At 60.6% G+C, this 14,912-nt stretch carries 10 protein-coding genes; 3 read left to right on the top strand and 7 right to left on the bottom strand.

The features are described 5' to 3' along the window. The first annotated feature begins 20 nt into the window (after positions 1-20). Positions 21-1,715: an acyl-CoA dehydrogenase family protein gene (locus MWU49_RS17440; RefSeq protein ID WP_246974949.1), complete on the top strand. Its 1,695-nt coding sequence runs from the start codon at positions 21-23 to the stop codon at positions 1,713-1,715. A 296-nt stretch (positions 1,716-2,011) separates the two neighbouring features. Here MWU49_RS17440 and MWU49_RS17435 read toward each other — a convergent pair whose 3' ends face one another. Further along, positions 2,012-2,758, bottom strand: coding sequence for an AAA family ATPase (locus MWU49_RS17435; protein WP_246974946.1), 747 nt, complete (start codon positions 2,756-2,758; stop codon positions 2,012-2,014). 280 nt (positions 2,759-3,038) lie between these two features. Between MWU49_RS17435 and MWU49_RS17430 the strand changes: the two genes are divergently transcribed. Beyond that, the gene (locus tag MWU49_RS17430; protein WP_246974943.1) at positions 3,039-4,070 is read left to right on the top strand and encodes a DUF4062 domain-containing protein; all 1,032 of its coding nucleotides are present in this window, start codon (positions 3,039-3,041) and stop codon (positions 4,068-4,070) included. A 154-nt stretch (positions 4,071-4,224) separates the two neighbouring features. On the opposite strand, the gene MWU49_RS17425 is transcribed toward MWU49_RS17430, so the two are convergent. After that, positions 4,225-5,937 carry a proline--tRNA ligase gene (locus MWU49_RS17425; protein ID WP_246974998.1) on the bottom strand — a complete coding sequence of 571 codons (1,713 nt, stop codon included), beginning with the start codon at positions 5,935-5,937 and terminating at the stop codon, positions 4,225-4,227. A 141-nt stretch (positions 5,938-6,078) separates the two neighbouring features. Between MWU49_RS17425 and MWU49_RS17420 the strand changes: the two genes are divergently transcribed. Continuing rightward, positions 6,079-6,489: a PaaI family thioesterase gene (locus tag MWU49_RS17420; protein WP_246974939.1), complete on the top strand. Its 411-nt coding sequence runs from the start codon at positions 6,079-6,081 to the stop codon at positions 6,487-6,489. Between the two features lie 317 nt (positions 6,490-6,806). On the opposite strand, the gene MWU49_RS17415 is transcribed toward MWU49_RS17420, so the two are convergent. The 5 genes from MWU49_RS17415 to MWU49_RS17395 all read right to left on the bottom strand — a co-directional run bounded on the left by MWU49_RS17415 (position 6,807) and on the right by MWU49_RS17395 (position 14,912). Then, positions 6,807-10,274 carry a translocation/assembly module TamB domain-containing protein gene (locus MWU49_RS17415; RefSeq protein WP_246974936.1) on the bottom strand — a complete coding sequence of 1,156 codons (3,468 nt, stop codon included), beginning with the start codon at positions 10,272-10,274 and terminating at the stop codon, positions 6,807-6,809. Continuing rightward, positions 10,271-12,031, bottom strand: a complete 1,761-nt coding sequence (locus MWU49_RS17410) for an autotransporter assembly complex family protein (protein ID WP_246974933.1) — start codon at positions 12,029-12,031, stop codon at positions 10,271-10,273. The genes MWU49_RS17415 and MWU49_RS17410 overlap by 4 nt, the downstream gene beginning before the upstream one ends. Before the next feature lie 37 nt (positions 12,032-12,068). Beyond that, entirely contained in the window at positions 12,069-12,641 is a 573-nt protein-coding gene (locus MWU49_RS17405) for a response regulator (protein ID WP_246974930.1), read from the bottom strand. After that, positions 12,634-13,845, bottom strand: coding sequence for a sensor histidine kinase (locus tag MWU49_RS17400; protein ID WP_246974927.1), 1,212 nt, complete (start codon positions 13,843-13,845; stop codon positions 12,634-12,636). Before MWU49_RS17400 ends, MWU49_RS17405 begins: the two co-directional genes overlap by 8 nt. Positions 13,846-14,294: 449 nt before the next feature. Further along, positions 14,295-14,912, bottom strand: a complete 618-nt coding sequence (locus tag MWU49_RS17395) for a class I SAM-dependent methyltransferase (protein ID WP_246974924.1) — start codon at positions 14,910-14,912, stop codon at positions 14,295-14,297.

Below are 14,912 nucleotides of genomic sequence, written 5' to 3'. Positions count from 1 at the left end.
CGATCTTCGGGAGAGCAACCATGAATGCCAAACACGACAGCCTCAAGCCTGACCCGCTGGCCCAGACCCATGAGGTCTTCAATCAGGCAAGGGCACTGGAAGACTACAACCCCTATGAGACTGATGACGCCCTGCGCGAAGCGGTGCAGCGTCATGGAGCCGGCTGGGCCGAGGCCAGATTGTCTGCCCATGGCGCCAAAACCGGCACGGCCGAGGTGATCGAGTGGGGGTTTCTGGCCAATGAGCACAAGCCCCAATTCTTTTCCCATGACCGGCAGGGTTACCGGGTGGACCATGTGAAGTATCACGATTCCTACCACCGGCTGATGGCGTTGGGGCTGGAGTCCGGCATTCATTCTGCTCCCTGGACCGATCCGCAACCGGGAGCCCACGTGGCCCGGGCGGCGCAGAGCTACCTGCAGGCCCAGGTGGAAGCGGGCCACGGTTGTCCTCTGACCATGACCTTCGCTGCCGTGCCTTCCATCAGCCTGACGCCGTCACTGGCGAAAGAGTGGCTGCCAAAGATCCTCAACAACGCCTATGACCCGCGCAATGTGCCCCACTATGAAAAGCAGGCGCTGACCATCGGAATGGGCATGACCGAGAAGCAGGGGGGCTCCGATGTGCGTGCCAACACCACTCGTGCCTGGGCCATTGGCACGGAAGGTCCCGGTGAGGCCTACGAACTGGTGGGCCACAAGTGGTTCACCTCTGCGCCCATGTGCGATGCCTTTCTGGTGCTGGCGCAGACCGACAATGGCCTGAGCTGTTTTCTGGTGCCGCGTTGGCGGCCGGATGGCAGCAAGAACCCGATCCAGGTGCAGCGCCTGAAGAACAAGATGGGCAACGTGTCCAACGCCTCTTCAGAAATCGAGCTGCGCGGGGCGCTGGGCTGGATGGTAGGTGAAGAAGGGCGCGGCGTGCCGGCCATCATCGAGATGGTGGCCATGACCCGCTTCGACTGCATGATCGGTTCCACCGCGGGGCAGCGTCAGGCGGTGGCCCAGGCAGTGAACCATGCTTCCGGCCGGGCAGCATTCGGCAAGACACTGCTGGACCAGCCGCTGATGCGCAATGTGCTGGCGGACCTGCAGCTGGAAGTGGAAGGTTCGTTGGCTATCGCCATGCGCATGGGCGAGGCTCTGGATCAGTCCACACTGGATCCAAAAAACGAGCACGAAAAACTGCTGCTACGGCTGGGTTTGCCGGCGGGCAAGTACTGGATCTGCAAGCGCACTCCCTTCCATGCCTACGAGGCCATGGAGTGTCTCGGCGGCAATGGCGTCACCGAGGACTTCATCATGGCGCGGCTGTACCGCGAAGCGCCCATCAACGCCATTTGGGAAGGCTCCGGCAATGTGCAGGCACTGGACATGCTGCGAGCCCTGGCCAAGACCCCGGCGGTACTGGATACCTGGTTTGCCGAACTGGACAAGACCACCGGCAGCGATGCCCGTCTGGACAAGGCGGTGAATGCCTTGAAGCAGGAATTTACCGATATGGATGATGCGGAGTATCGCGCCCGCGATATCGTTGATCGGTTGTCGCTGACCATGCAGGCCAGCCAGCTGGTAACGGCGGGGAATCAGGCTGTAGCCGAGGCCTTTATTGGCTCTCGCCTCGGCGAGCACGGTGACCGTAACTACGGCACCTTGCCGCGGGGGTTGGACCTAGGGGCGATTTTGGCGCGGGCGAACCCGTGGGAGAGTAGTTAACAGTTAACAGTTAACAGTGAATATTGAACAGTGAATATTGAACAGTTGAGCGGGCGAGTGTGGATGTGGCTTGGATGGTGGTGGCCGCGGCCAGACTGTCTTTTGCGCGGATAGGAAAAACCAGATTCGGCGGCGCTCACCGGCGGACATGAAGTAGAGGGGACAGGGATGTCCCCTTTTTTGTGTCAGGAATGAAAGCAAAGAGGCCGCGCCCAAACCTTTGGGCGCGGCCTCTTTCGTTGTAGGCAGCACGGTCTCAAGCCGCGCGCTGTTCACTATTCACTGTTAACTGTTCACTAAAGTTTGAGTTTGCCCGCAATCTCAAACCACATCGCCCGAAACGCCTGGGCGCTGGGGGTGTAGGGGGCAAATTCACCTACCGGGGCGCGGTGGTCGCCCATCTGCTCCACGTGGGTGGAGTAGGGGATCCAGGTCTTCAGACCGCCTTTCATCACCTTGGGGCGTTTTACCAGCATTTCCACGTGCAGGTCGCGGTGGCGGTCCACCATGTTGAAGAACGGCACCACGGTGAGGTTCTTGTAGTTCTTGCTGTCGATCCAGTCCAGCACCTGCTGAAAGGCACGCACGGACAGGTGCGTGGGGATCACTGGCACAAACAGGTAGTCCACCGCCGCAAAGATGCTTTCTGCCACCGGGCTGAGGGTAGGGGGGCAATCCAGAATCACCAGTTCGTAGCTCTCGCCAAGCGGGGCGATCAGCTGCTTGAGCTTGTTCTTGGCTCCGCCACCTTCAATCAGCTTGATGTCGGCGTTGCGCATGGACAGGTCCGCCGGGATGGCATCCAGGTTAGCCCAGCGGGTCTCGCGCTTGAGCCTTCCGATGGGCTGCTTGCCTTTGAGTACATTACCGGCCTTGTAGCCATCGCCATCGTCCACCCCCAGATAGAAGCTGGCGGCGCCCTGGGGATCCAGATCCCAGAGCAGGGTGCGGTGTTTCCAGCGTGCCGCATGCCAGGCGATATTCACCGCCGAGGCCGTCTTTCCGACGCCCCCTTTCAGGTTATAAAAGGCAATGGTTTGCATGGCGTTTATCCTGTCAGCAAGTCGAAAGCGGCAAAGATATCCGAAACTGGCCGGTACTATAGCCGCGAATGCCTTGGGTTCCTACGGTGAAGAATAGGGTTCACCGCTACCTTTATTGTTGATCTCAGGCTAGCATGATCAGAGCCGTTGTCCCATTTTGCCTGCCACTTGTGGCAGGGCCAGTCGGGGGGCTCTCTTGTGATGCTGGCCGTCAGGCGTTTTAATAGCCCACCAGCCAATGCCCCCTGAGGGTAAAAAGCCATAGGAACAGGGAACCAGGGTGACAGCTTCGAAACGCTACCAGGTCTTTATCAGTGCCACTTACCCCGATATGCAGGGGGCCCGGCAGGCACTGATGTTGCCCATGATCGAAAACGGCATGATCCCCACCGGCCTGGACAGTGCGGCGGCCGATGGCAATACCCTGTTGCCGGTGATCCAGAAGCTGATCGAAACCAGTGATTACTTTGTTCTTATCGTCGGCGGTCGTTACGGTCATCTTTCCCCAATGGGGTTGAGTGAGATTCACCGCGAATACATCTTTGCTGCCACCAAGCGCAAGCCGGTGGTGGCCTTCATCCACGACAATCCCACCCTGCTCAAGGCCGATCAGCAGGAAGCCACCCGTGATGGTCAGGTACGTCGTGATGATTTCGTGCGTCTGCTGGAAGAGAAAGTACCGAGCTTCCGCTGGAGCACCGAGGCAGGGCTCACCGAAGTGGCCCGCAAGGTGCTGCCCAATCTGATGCGCGAACACCGGGCCACCGGCTGGGTTCGTGCTGACCAGGCTGGTAGCGGCGCTGGTGCCGATACCTCCGGCCTGAAGGCCCGTATCCAGGAACTGGAGAAGGAGCGCGAAGAGGCGCTGGCCCAGTCCCGTCCGCCCCTGAAGACCCTGTCCCGTGGTAATGATCAGGTGGCGCTGGATTACTCCTGCAACGTCTATGAAGGCGGTGACTGCAAGCTGGCCATGGTCACCACCCGTATCAGTTGGGATCAGGCCTTCTCCTGTGTGGCCCCGCTGATGCTCAACCCGGCCTCCGAGCCGGTGATGCAGAAAGCCCTGGAAGACTTCATCGTACGCCATGCCCTGGCCGATGTGCAGAAGGACTTCCCCCGTGCCCATGCGGTGCGCAACGTGGTGCTGGCCGCGCACTCCTTCAACCAGCTGAAGATCCACCTGCGTGCCCTCGGCCTGATCACCAAGTCCCAGGAAACCGACAGCCGCGGCCTGCCGCTCTGGCAACTCACCGCCCATGGTGACAACACCATGAGTCAGGTGATGGCGGTGAAGCGAACGGTGAAGCTTTAGTTAACAGTGAACAGTTAATAGTTAACAGCTGCGCGTCAGGCGCTGGATTTCGTTTAAAGCAAAGAGGCCGCGCCCAACCGATTGGGCGCGGCCTCTTGCGTTCCAAAGCGTGAGAACCTGTCTCGCGCCGCTGTTAACTGTTCACTATTAACTGTTAACTGAGCTTGCCTTTGATGAACGCCACAACCTCATCCACAGGCACATCGGTATTCTCAGCATCCCCACGGCCCTTGTATTCCAGCACGCCATTGTCCATGCCGCGTTCGGCGATGACGATGCGGTGGGGGATACCGATCAGTTCACTGTCGGCCAGTTTCACGCCCAGGCGTTCTTTCTCGCGATCATCGAACAGCACTTCGATGCCGGCGGCGGTGAGCTCGGCGTAGAGTTTTTCTGCCAGCTCACGTTCGCGGGGGCTCTTCTTGATGTTCACCGGGACCAGGGCCACGGTGAACGGAGCAATGGCTTCGGGCCAGAGGATGCCGCGGTCGTCATGGTTCTGCTCGATGGCGGCGGCCACCACGCGGGTCACGCCAATCCCGTAGCAGCCCATGGGCATGATCACGGACTTGCCGTTTTCATCCAGTACCTTGGCGCCCAGCGCTTCGGAGTACTTGGTGCCCAGCTGGAAAATGTGCCCCACTTCGATGCCGCGCTTGATGGTCAGGGTGCCTTTGCCGTCCGGGCTCGGGTCGCCTTCCACCACGTTACGCAGGTCGGCCACTTCCGGCAGCGCCACATCGCGCTCCCAGTTGATGTTGAAGAAGTGCTTGCCGTCTTCGTTGGCGCCGGCGCCGAAATCGCTCATCACCGCCACGCTGCGGTCGGCGATCACCTTGATGGGCAGGTTCACCGGGCCAAGGGAGCCGGGGCCGGCACCGATGGCCTGGCGGATCTCGTCTTCGCTGGCGAATTCCATGGGCGCGGCAACCGCGTCCAGTTTCTCGGCCTTGATGTCGTTCAGCTCGTGGTCGCCACGCACCAGCAGGGCCACCAGGGTGCCTTCTTCGGCGCCTTTCACCACCAGGGTCTTGATGGTCTTTTCGATGGCCAGATCAAACTGTTGTACCAGTTCTTCGATGGTCTTGGCGTTGGGAGTATCCACCTTTTCCATGGCGGCGCCGGGGGCGGCACGCTCGGTGGCGGGCGCCAGCGCTTCGGCCAGTTCCACGTTGGCTGCATAGTCGGAGCTGTCGGAGAAGGCGATGTCGTCTTCACCGGAGTCGGCCAATACATGGAACTCGTGGCTGGCGGCACCGCCGATGGCACCGGTATCCGCTTCCACCGGGCGGTAGTCGAGGCCGAGACGATCGAAGATAGCGCAGTAGGCCCGGTGCATGATCGCGTAGGTCTCGGCCAGAGAATCCGTGTCGGTATGGAAGGAATAGGCATCCTTCATGATGAATTCCCGCGAGCGCATGATGCCGAAGCGCGGACGGATCTCGTCCCGGAACTTGGTCTGGATCTGGTAGAAGTTGGCCGGCAGCTGCTTGTAGCTGTGGATCTCGTTGCGGACCATGTCAGTGATCACTTCCTCATGGGTGGGGCCCAGGCAGAAGGGGTTGTCGTGACGGTCGGTGATGCGCAGCAGCTCCGGGCCATAGGCGGGGGCACGGCCGGACTCTTCCCACAGTTCCATGGGCTGTACCACCGGCATCAGTACTTCCTGGGCGCCTGCCTTGTCCATCTCTTCGCGGATCACGTTTTCCACCTTGCGCAGCACCCGCAAACCGGTGGGCAGCCAGGTGTACAGGCCCGAGGCCAGCTTGCGAACCAGACCGGCGCGCAGCATGAGCTGGTGGCTAATGACAACGGCGTCCGCCGGGGTTTCTTTGACAGTGGCAAGCAGGTACTGGGAAGTGCGCATAGGAATCGTCTGGACTGGTTGTTTCAAGAGCGCACCATTCTATGAGAGAAGGGCTGTTCCCACCAGCTGTGTGTCGTTATCCGGGGTGGGTTTGGCCTGCGGAGTTGGCTAGTCTTGTTCTTTTGTGCGGTGGAGAGTGTGATGCTGGATGCGCAACAGGTTCAACAAGTGATTTACGACGGGCTGCCGGCGGCGTCGGAGGAAGGTTTGCTGGTGGAATTCATCGGTGAGCACCGGGCCCGGGTGCGTAGCCCGTTCCGCCCGTCCACCCTGCGACCGGGGGGCTCCATCTCCGGGCCGACCATGATGGGGTTGGCGGATGCAGCTATGTACGCCGCGGTGCTGGGCGCCCTGGGGCGGGTGGAGATGGCGGTGACCCAGAACCTGAATATCAACTTCCTGGCCCGACCGGGGCAGAAGGATCTGATTGCCGAGGCGGTGATCCTGCGCCTCGGGCGGCGCTCCGCGGTACTGGAAGTGCAGTTGTTCAGTGAGGGCAGCGACGACATGGTCGCCCATGTGACCGGGACCTATGCACTGCCGGCCAGCTGACAGCTACAAGCTACAAGCTACAAGCTACAAGCTACACTGGATTGGATTAAGAAAGGCCGAAAAGTTCACATCTTTTTGGTTTTTCTACGAAGCCGCTGTAGGCGCACCGTTCAGGGTGCGAACCAAGCGATAGCGAGGAACTGAGGTGCCGCTGGCACTTGTCTTGTTTAGAGCAAGTAGCCTGCCTGCAATCAAAAAAAACGCACCCTGACAGTCACGGTTTTTTTGTTTTCAGAGCATGCCAGCGCGGAGCATAAAACTACCCGGTTAACAGGGCATGTCCTCGTGTTGCAGCTTGAAGCTTGTAGCTTGTTCCTCTACCGCAACTCTTTCTCCCAGATCAGATCCAGGCTGTTGGCTTCCGAGCTGGAGCGCGCTTCCAGGTGCAGGCTGCGGGTGAGGGTGTAGCGCAGCATCACTGTGGAGACCGCATCAAACAGGCCGATGGCGTAGGTCAGGTAGAGGCGGTCAGACAGTTGCTTGCCCAGCATCAGGGCGGCGTCTTCGGTTTCCCAGTCGCTGCCCACGGTGATTTCATCCACCCCCAGTTTGTCGCCAATCTTTTCGGTGACGCCGCTGCCTTTTTCCAGTCCGTACACCGCCAGCGCCTGGGCGATACGGTTGGCATCGCTCTGGGTTCCGCCTTCCAGTGGGCGGCCGGTGAGCAGGTAGGACATGATCTGGCTGGGTTCCATGGCCGGCTCGGAGTACAGGGTGGCTTCAGGGCTTTGCAGGGTGCCGCCCAGTTGTACGCCAACGGTAATCGCTTCACTGGGGATCTTGCGGTAGGCACGGATATCCAGCCCGGGGTTGTCCGGCGGGCCCTGGAATATCAATTGTCCGTCGCTGATAGCCAGGTTCTGCCCATAGGCGCGATAGCGCCCTTCCAGCACTATCAGCTCGCCGTTGAGCTGGGGTGGTTGGTGTGGCTCCTGGAGGATCTGCAGTTTGCCTCCCAGCTTGGCGTTGAGACCAAAGCCGTTGAAGTTGACCTTGTCACCGAGTATCACGGTGACATTCATTCCCAGCGGTAGCTGCTGACCAGCATCCGCTTGTTCATGCACCAGCACCTGATCCTCGCTCACGGTGATTGCCCCTTCAGGGAGTTGTTCGGGGTGAATGTCAGCTTGCGGGATTTGCAACTGGCCACTCAGCATCAACCCTTGCAGATCCCCCGCCAGAGTCAGATCCGGCGATACCCAGACCCGGGCATCTGGCCGGTCTGCCACCAGCAGTTGCTGGCCGCTAAAGTGCAGTCGCAGTGCTGGCGGCCAGTCGCCAGGATCCAGATAACCGCTGACTTTGAGGGTGCCAATCCCCATGCGGGCCTGCCCGTCAACGGCAAGGCGTCCTTGGGGGGAACCCTGCAGAGTCAGGTTCATGTCGCTGATGGACGAGCCGAGCGCAGGTATCAGGGCATTGCCATCGCGCAGGTTCACCGCGCCTTCGATAAGCGGCTCTCTTGGACTGCCGCCCAGCTGAATGTCGCCGTTCAGGGTGCCGCTCACATCGCGCAGATCGGCGGTGAGCATTTCCACCGCGGAAAGCCTTTCCACCCGGAATGATGCCTGCCCTTGCATGGCGCTATCGAGCGTGAAGCCATGTTTTACATCGGCGTTCACCTTGCCGAGGGCGGTGGCCAGCACGAAACGGCTATGGGCCTGTTGGCCATCCAGTTCGCTTTCCAGCGAAAGGGTATCCAGCTGCCAGGGGGCTGGCCCGTCCTGCACATTGAAGCTGAGTCTGGCATCACGGGTGTTCAGGGACACGCTGCCGCTCGGGGCTTGTGGATTGCCTGCCAGGCTGGCCCGGCCCTGCAGGATGCCTTCCAGGGAGTAGTCCTGCCCGATCAGGGCTGACAACAGGGCCAGGGGGATGGCATCGGCGCGGGCCTCCAGGGCAAAGCGGTGGTTGCCTTGCAGGTCGCCCTCGGCGCACAGCTGACTCTGCTGTTGCGTCAGGCACAGTTCTCCCAGTTGCTGGCGGTCGGGTGACAGGGAAAGGGAGGAAGGCACCTGCTGATGCCACTGGCCAAGATGGGGTTGGCTGATCCGTGTGTCGTGCAGCTTGCCTTGCCAAAGAGGAGGCTGAGCTCCGGCGAGCGACATGGCGCCGTCCAGTTCGGTATCCAGGCTGATCCCACCCTGCTGCAAGCCCAGCGTCAGTTGATGCTGGTTCAGTTTGCCATTGACGTTCAGTTGCATTGAATCAAGCAGGACGCGGCCTGCCTGTTGCAGGGTGCCGGCACTGAGGCTGAGTTGTTGAGATTGTGGCCCGATGCCCAGATCACTGAATTCGGTTTGCAATTGATCCAGTGTGATGTCCTCCCACCCCAGACCCGTGCCGTTAAGCTGGCCGCTGACACGAGGACTGGCAGGTTGTCCTGCAAGACGGACACGACCGGTGATGCTTCCCTGAAGGGAGGGCTCCAGTTGGCTGATCGTGTTCAGAGCCAGGCTGCCGCTGAGCTGCCATTGTGGCCAGGCCTTGCCTGCCAGTTGGACGCGGTTGTTGCCCCATTGCAGATGGCTGTCGATCTGCAGGTTGTTGGCATCGCCACGGGTCTGCGCCTGCAGGTTGAGCGGTTGCTGGCGCAGTTCCCCGCTGATCGTGAGTGTGCCCGGTTCCAGTTGCCAGTGATTGCCATCGATGCGCCCCTTGCTGTGGCCGTTGATGACGAGTTTCCCTGGCAGTGTTGGCAGCAGCATGCCTGGATCGAGGTCGCCGTTGATTGCCAGATCCCATTGCAGAGGCTGAAGCCGGACCATGCCTTTTGCGGTCAGCCGCTGTGCTGACTGGCGTAATGTCAGATCGGTCAGGGTCAGGGTCTGGTCGGCCAGGGAGCCATCCAGCATCACGTCGAGGGTTTGCGACGGTTGCCCGGCTAAAACGCGGGTCAGGGAGGTGCTGCCTTCAAGCTGCAAGTCTGCCAATGGTCCACGGGTGATCAGTGTACCGGCCTCAAGTGAGAGTCCGGGATCGTCCCTGAGCGGCAAGGGTTGTGCCTGCCACTGATGGCTCAGGTCGATCAGCGATTGCTGATCGGCCTGATGCCACTGGCCGTTGGAGTGAATGTTCAGCGGGCTGTGCAGATCGTGGCTCAGCTGCAGGGCAGTCAGGGTTCCGTGGGCATACAGTTCTCCGCTGGCCTGGCTGGCGGACAGCTGGTCACTGGCGGGTAATGGCTTTTGCCAGCGCAGGTGCCCGTCCAGTGGGTAGGGGCGGGAAAGCTGACCATGGCCGCTGAGATGCAGTTGCAGGTCGTCCAGGGCGGTGGCTTCCAGTCGCGCCAGCTGGAAGCGGCGCCAGGCTGCAAGGCTTTCTCCCTGAAGGTCTTTCACTATTGGCGTGTCATTGAGCGTAACAGATGCCACGGCGAGTTGCTCAATGCGAATACCGAGGGGCAAAGCGAGACTGTCAGGCAGGGTGGCTTGGCTTTGCCCTGTCTCGCTGTTGTGTGTGTGAATGTTGAGCTGGCCCAGCCTGAGATACTCAAAGGTCAGCCAGCCTCGGGACAGGGTCAGCGGATGAAGGTTGGCATCAAGTTGCTCCAGGTCCAGGCTGAGGCTGTCGTTGCGGTAGTGAATGCCGGACAGTGACAGGTTGCCAAGTAGATTGCCTTGCCAGCTTTCCACCTGGAGTTCACCGGGAATCATGCCGCGGGCCTGGTCCAGTACCCAGCGGTTGCCGGCAGCGGTGCCGACCAGAATGTAGGCGAGCAGGCCGACCAGCAACAACAGCAGGGTGATGAGGGAAAAAAGCCCGATAATCGCGCGCCGGATCACAGGTCTGGCCCCATGCTCAGGTGGACCCGCCAGTTGCGGTTTTCATCCACGGCCCGGGCCACATCCAGGCGGATCGGGCCCAGCGGTGAGCGCCAGCGGATGCCGGCACCTGCACTATGGCGCAGCTCGTAATCCTCGATATCGTTGAACGCATTGCCGGCATCGCTGAACACCGCCACGTGCCATTTCTCGGTGATCGGATGGTCGTATTCCAGCGAACCGGTGGCCATGTGGCGGCCACCAATGACTTCTCCGCTGTCGTCTTCCGGTCCCAGGGATTCATAACCAAAACCGCGGATGCTGGAATCGCCGCCGGCAAAGAAGCGCAGGGAGGCGGGCAGTTCAGAAACGTCACTGATCTCGGTATAGCCCAGGTCGATTCGTGACAGTACCCGGCCGCCAGCCAGTGGGAATACCAGTTTGGCGCTGGGTGTGAACTGCACAAACGATGCGGTGGAAGAGAGGCTTTGATGGGCAACACGTACCTTGCCGCTCAATCGCCAGCCGAAGGTGGGGTAAACCGGGTCGTTGGCCTTGATGCGGCTGAGCTGGTAGCCGGGCATGACCAGTTCCGCCTGATCCACCTCATCGGCGATTTGCCAGGTTTCTCGGAGATACTCCAGAGACAGGGTGCTGACCCATTTGTTGTTCAGTTCGACAATGTAATCGACCCCGCTCATCCAGCGTTCGTTGGTGTTGCTGTCGGTGTCCTCGTTGACATAACTGCTGTGCAGGTCGAGACGTTCATGAAGTGGGTCAGATAGCGGTATCTGGTAACTGGCGCCGGCACCCTGTTCCACTTCGGAAAGCTGGGTTTCCGCGCGAAAACGATGGCCAGCCCGGTTGACTCTGCGATTCTCGATGCCGAGACGAATGCGCGGGCCGGTGTCGGTGCTGAAGCCCAGACCGGTCAACAGCGACCAGCGATGACTGTCACTGAGACTGATGTTGATTGGGATGGTCTGTGTCACCGGGTCGGCGTTTCCTTTCTGGATACGTGCGGCGCTGAAATAGCCAGCACCAAGATAAGCCTGCTGGGTTTCCAGTACCCGTTTGCTGTCGAAGGGCTGGCCCTCACGGAACTGCACATAGGCATCAATCAGTTCGGGATCAAGGGCGCTGCCGCTGACATCGACCTTGCCGAACCGGTAGCGAGGACCACTCTCTACTACCAGCACAATCGAGGCCTTGCGGGTCACCGTATCCACATTCAGTTCGTGACGGGTGAGGCTCCCTTCCATGTAGCCGCGGTTGATCAGGCTCTGCTGCAGACTGCGCTTGAGGCGGGTATAGCGGTCGTGCTGAAGCCGCTCGCCGATGTACAGGGTGTCTTCATCCACCAGCCTCTGGAACACGGGGTCCCCGGCGGCTTCGCCTTTCAGGCGGATATCCGCTCTGGCAAGGATCACCGCTGGGCCGGTTTGCACGTTAAGGGTGACGATGGCGCACTGGCCTGTGGTATCAGCGGAAAGAGAGAGCTGGCTCTCGTAATATCCCATGGCTTGCAGGGCATTGTTGCCGTTTTTGAGAATCTGCCGGCGGATCAGGCCGTATTGCGCCTTGGGGGGCTGGCATGCATAACCATCCAGATTGATCAGCGCACGGATATTGTCAGCCACGGCAGTGCTGACATTACCGGTAATAATCAGTTCCGGCCTGTCCTGGGCAGCGGCGGGGATCGGCAACAATAGCAGCAGAAGTACTACGATCCATCCTGTTGGCAGCTTGGCGATCAATCCCGGGTCCTTGTCGGTCATTGTCGCCAGTGTAAGCCAAGCTGGCTGAGACAATAAATCAGTCTTTGCCGGATCCCTTCTCACGTTGATATTCGCTGGCGCTGGGGCGCTTCTTGAGGCGTCGCTGCAGGGTGCGGCGATGAATGCCCAGAGCATCGGCGGCGCGGGAAATGTTGCCGTCATGGGCATCCAGGGTGCGTTGGATATGTTCCCACTCCAGCCGCTGAAGCGATGGCGGGGTTGCGGGCAGAGGCGAACCCAGGCTGGCCGGATCGGCATTCAGGGCATCGAGAATCTCGTCGGCGCTGGCCGGCTTGGTCAGATAGTTGTGGGCCCCCCGGTGGGTAGCTGCCACCGCGGCGGCAATGCTGCCATAGCCGGTGAGCAGCAGCACCTTGCAGGGCGGAAACTGCTCGCGGATCGGGGAAATCAGGTCCAGACCGTTATCCTCACCGAGATTCTGATCGAGGATCGCCGCGTCCAGCGTTTCCATCTGCTGGAGCAGCGCCAGTGCGCTAGCTGCATCGTGGGCAACCTGCACCGTGGCGCCTCGATAGCCAAGCGCGCGGGCGGTCTGTTCTGCCAGTAACTCATCATCTTCCACAAGCAACAGGCGCAAGGGGTTATTCATGGTGAGCACCTTCAGCGCGGGGCGGCACTGTATGGGGGTAGCGGATGCGGACCTGGGTCCACTGGTTGCCAAACTCCATGTCGAGGGTGGCGCCTATCTGCTCCAGGGCGGTAGTGACCAGAATCAGCCCCATGCCAAGCCCCTGGCGCTCCGAGTCCGGATGGGCGGGGCCGTTATCACTGAGCTGCAGGGAGTAACCCTGTTCATCCTCATTGCAGGCGATGGCCCAGCAACTGGCTCCGGCATCCATGGCGTTATAGCCCAGGTTGCTGAGCACCCTGAACCAGATATCGCCATCCGCCAGCAAGGGGTCCACGGCAAGCTCACTTTGCACCTGCAGAGTGGGCGCCAGATGGCGAAGTTGCTGGCCAAGCTGTTCAATCAAAGTGCTCAATCGTTGCGGACCGGACAGGTTCTCAGCGGCACTCTTCTTCAGACGCCGGGATACGGTACGGGCCAGCTGGTCGATCTGGCTGACTTCCTCGCGCAGGCTGTCAGGCAGGTCCGGGGCATGCTGTAGATTGTCAGCCAGCATCACCAGGGTACCGAGCGGGGTATTCAGTTCATGGGCCTGATCCGCCAGCGTCGCAGCGATCTGGTACATGTGCTCGCGACGACCGGCGAGATCGAGTGCCTGTTCCTGTTGGCGTTGTTGCTGGCGCATCAGTCGCTGGATCACCTGGCCCAACAGGGTCAGCATCAGCAGCAGTGCCACAAAGACCACGGCCATGCCGACACTGTGCAGGCCACTGAGTTCGTGGCTGAGAGCGTGGAGTGGCGTGTCATCGGCGGGGCGGTGATACCAGTTGAAGGTGACCAGATAACCACTCAACGCCAGACCTGCTACCAGCATGGCGTTGGCAAGCGGCAGTGTCAGCGAGGCCAGCAGCGCCGGAACCAGAAGATAAAAGGACAACGGATTGCCTGCACCGCCAAAGGACTGCAGCAGCAGGATGAAAAGCGCGCTATCCAGTCCCAGCTCCAGGGTCAGCAGCTGGCTCTGGTGTTTGCGCGAGCGGTGGCTGAGCAGGGTGATAAGACTGGGCAACAGCAAGGCCCCCAGCCAGCTGAGCTGGGCCAGGTGATAGCCGGTATGACCCAGGCTCTGTAGCAGCATCAAAGCCAGGGTAAACAGCAATACCAGCAGGCTGCGCAGCCAGATCAGGCGCAGGCGCCAGTTGCGGAGGGGGAGGCGGTTATCCATGGCGCTATTGTAGAGGCAAAAGGGAGGAGTGGGGTGTGGCAATTTGCCTCGGTGGTTACAAGCTGCAAGCTTTGCTCGATTGGATAGAACAACCCGGAAAAGTTCCCAGGTTTTCAGCCTTTCTACGCAGCCGCTGTAGGAGCGAGCCTGCTCGCGATCCGAGCCTTGGCGAGGTAAGGATTCCAGAGGCGAGTTTCGAAACCCAGAACCCATTCCTCGCTTATGCTCGGATCGCGAGCAGGCTCGCTCCTACAGTGGGCAGCTACTCTTCAAGGTTTCAGCAACGCCCCGTCCAGCAACTCCGCCGCGAATACCGGCAGCTTGGGGTGCTTGCGATGGGTGGCCTTGTTGAGCTTGAAGCCGGCTTCACGGAAGGTGCTGGCNAGAACCCATTCCTCGCTTATGCTCGGATCGCGAGCAGGCTCGCTCCTACAGTGGGCAGCTACTCTTCAAGGTTTCAGCAACGCCCCGTCCAGCAACTCCGCCGCGAATACCGGCAGCTTGGGGTGCTTGCGATGGGTGGCCTTGTTGAGCTTGAAGCCGGCTTCACGGAAGGTGCTGGCGGTGTCGCGGGTCAGCTGGCAGCCGCAGGCCAGATGTTTCCAGGCCGGGTTGAGGCCGGACTGGACCCGACGTACCCAACGTTTCTCGCTGGCCACATGCTCCAGGGCCAGCAGTGTGCCGCCGGGTTTGAGGACGCGGAAGGCTTCCCTTGCCGCGGCTTGCGGGTCGGGAATGGTACAGAACACCAGGCAGGCGACCACGGTATCGAAACTTTCGTCCGCGTAGGGAAGCGCCTGGGCATCACCGGTCTGCAGACGGAAGCGCTCGGGATGTTCGCACTGGTTGGCTGATTCCCAGGCCAGGTCGAGCAGTGCTGCGCCGGGTTCGATACCGTGAATTTCAGTGGCATTGTCGGTGTAGAGGGGGAAATTGGCGCCGGTGCCGACGCCCAGTTCCAGTACCTTGCCGTGAGCTTGCTTGAGGAGGTGTTCCCGGTCACGCCAGACCGGGCGGGTAGCCCAGTCCAGCAGCACCGGAAAGATACGGTCTTCGTACATGGCCAT

The organism is Alcanivorax sp. S6407, assembly GCF_023016115.1.
In the GTDB taxonomy this organism is placed as follows: Bacteria; Pseudomonadota; Gammaproteobacteria; order Pseudomonadales; family Alcanivoracaceae; genus Alcanivorax.
The sequence above is the reverse complement of the archived record's forward strand: the minus strand, read 5'-3'. Positions and strand labels throughout refer to the sequence as shown.

What these genes read in the sequence shown, in the direction of transcription:
- MWU49_RS17440 (WP_246974949.1), top strand. Translation starts at nt 21, where the DNA reads ATGAATGCCAAACACGACAGCCTCAAGCCTGACCCGCTGGCCCAGACC.
- MWU49_RS17435 (WP_246974946.1), bottom strand. Translation starts at nt 2,758, where the DNA reads ATGCAAACCATTGCCTTTTATAACCTGAAAGGGGGCGTCGGAAAGACG.
- MWU49_RS17425 (WP_246974998.1), bottom strand. Translation starts at nt 5,937, where the DNA reads ATGCGCACTTCCCAGTACCTGCTTGCCACTGTCAAAGAAACCCCGGCG.
- MWU49_RS17420 (WP_246974939.1), top strand. Translation starts at nt 6,079, where the DNA reads ATGCTGGATGCGCAACAGGTTCAACAAGTGATTTACGACGGGCTGCCG.
- MWU49_RS17410 (WP_246974933.1), bottom strand. Translation starts at nt 12,031, where the DNA reads ATGACCGACAAGGACCCGGGATTGATCGCCAAGCTGCCAACAGGATGG.
- MWU49_RS17405 (WP_246974930.1), bottom strand. Translation starts at nt 12,641, where the DNA reads ATGAATAACCCCTTGCGCCTGTTGCTTGTGGAAGATGATGAGTTACTG.
- MWU49_RS17400 (WP_246974927.1), bottom strand. Translation starts at nt 13,845, where the DNA reads ATGGATAACCGCCTCCCCCTCCGCAACTGGCGCCTGCGCCTGATCTGG.
- MWU49_RS17395 (WP_246974924.1), bottom strand. Translation starts at nt 14,912, where the DNA reads ATGGCCATGTACGAAGACCGTATCTTTCCGGTGCTGCTGGACTGGGCT.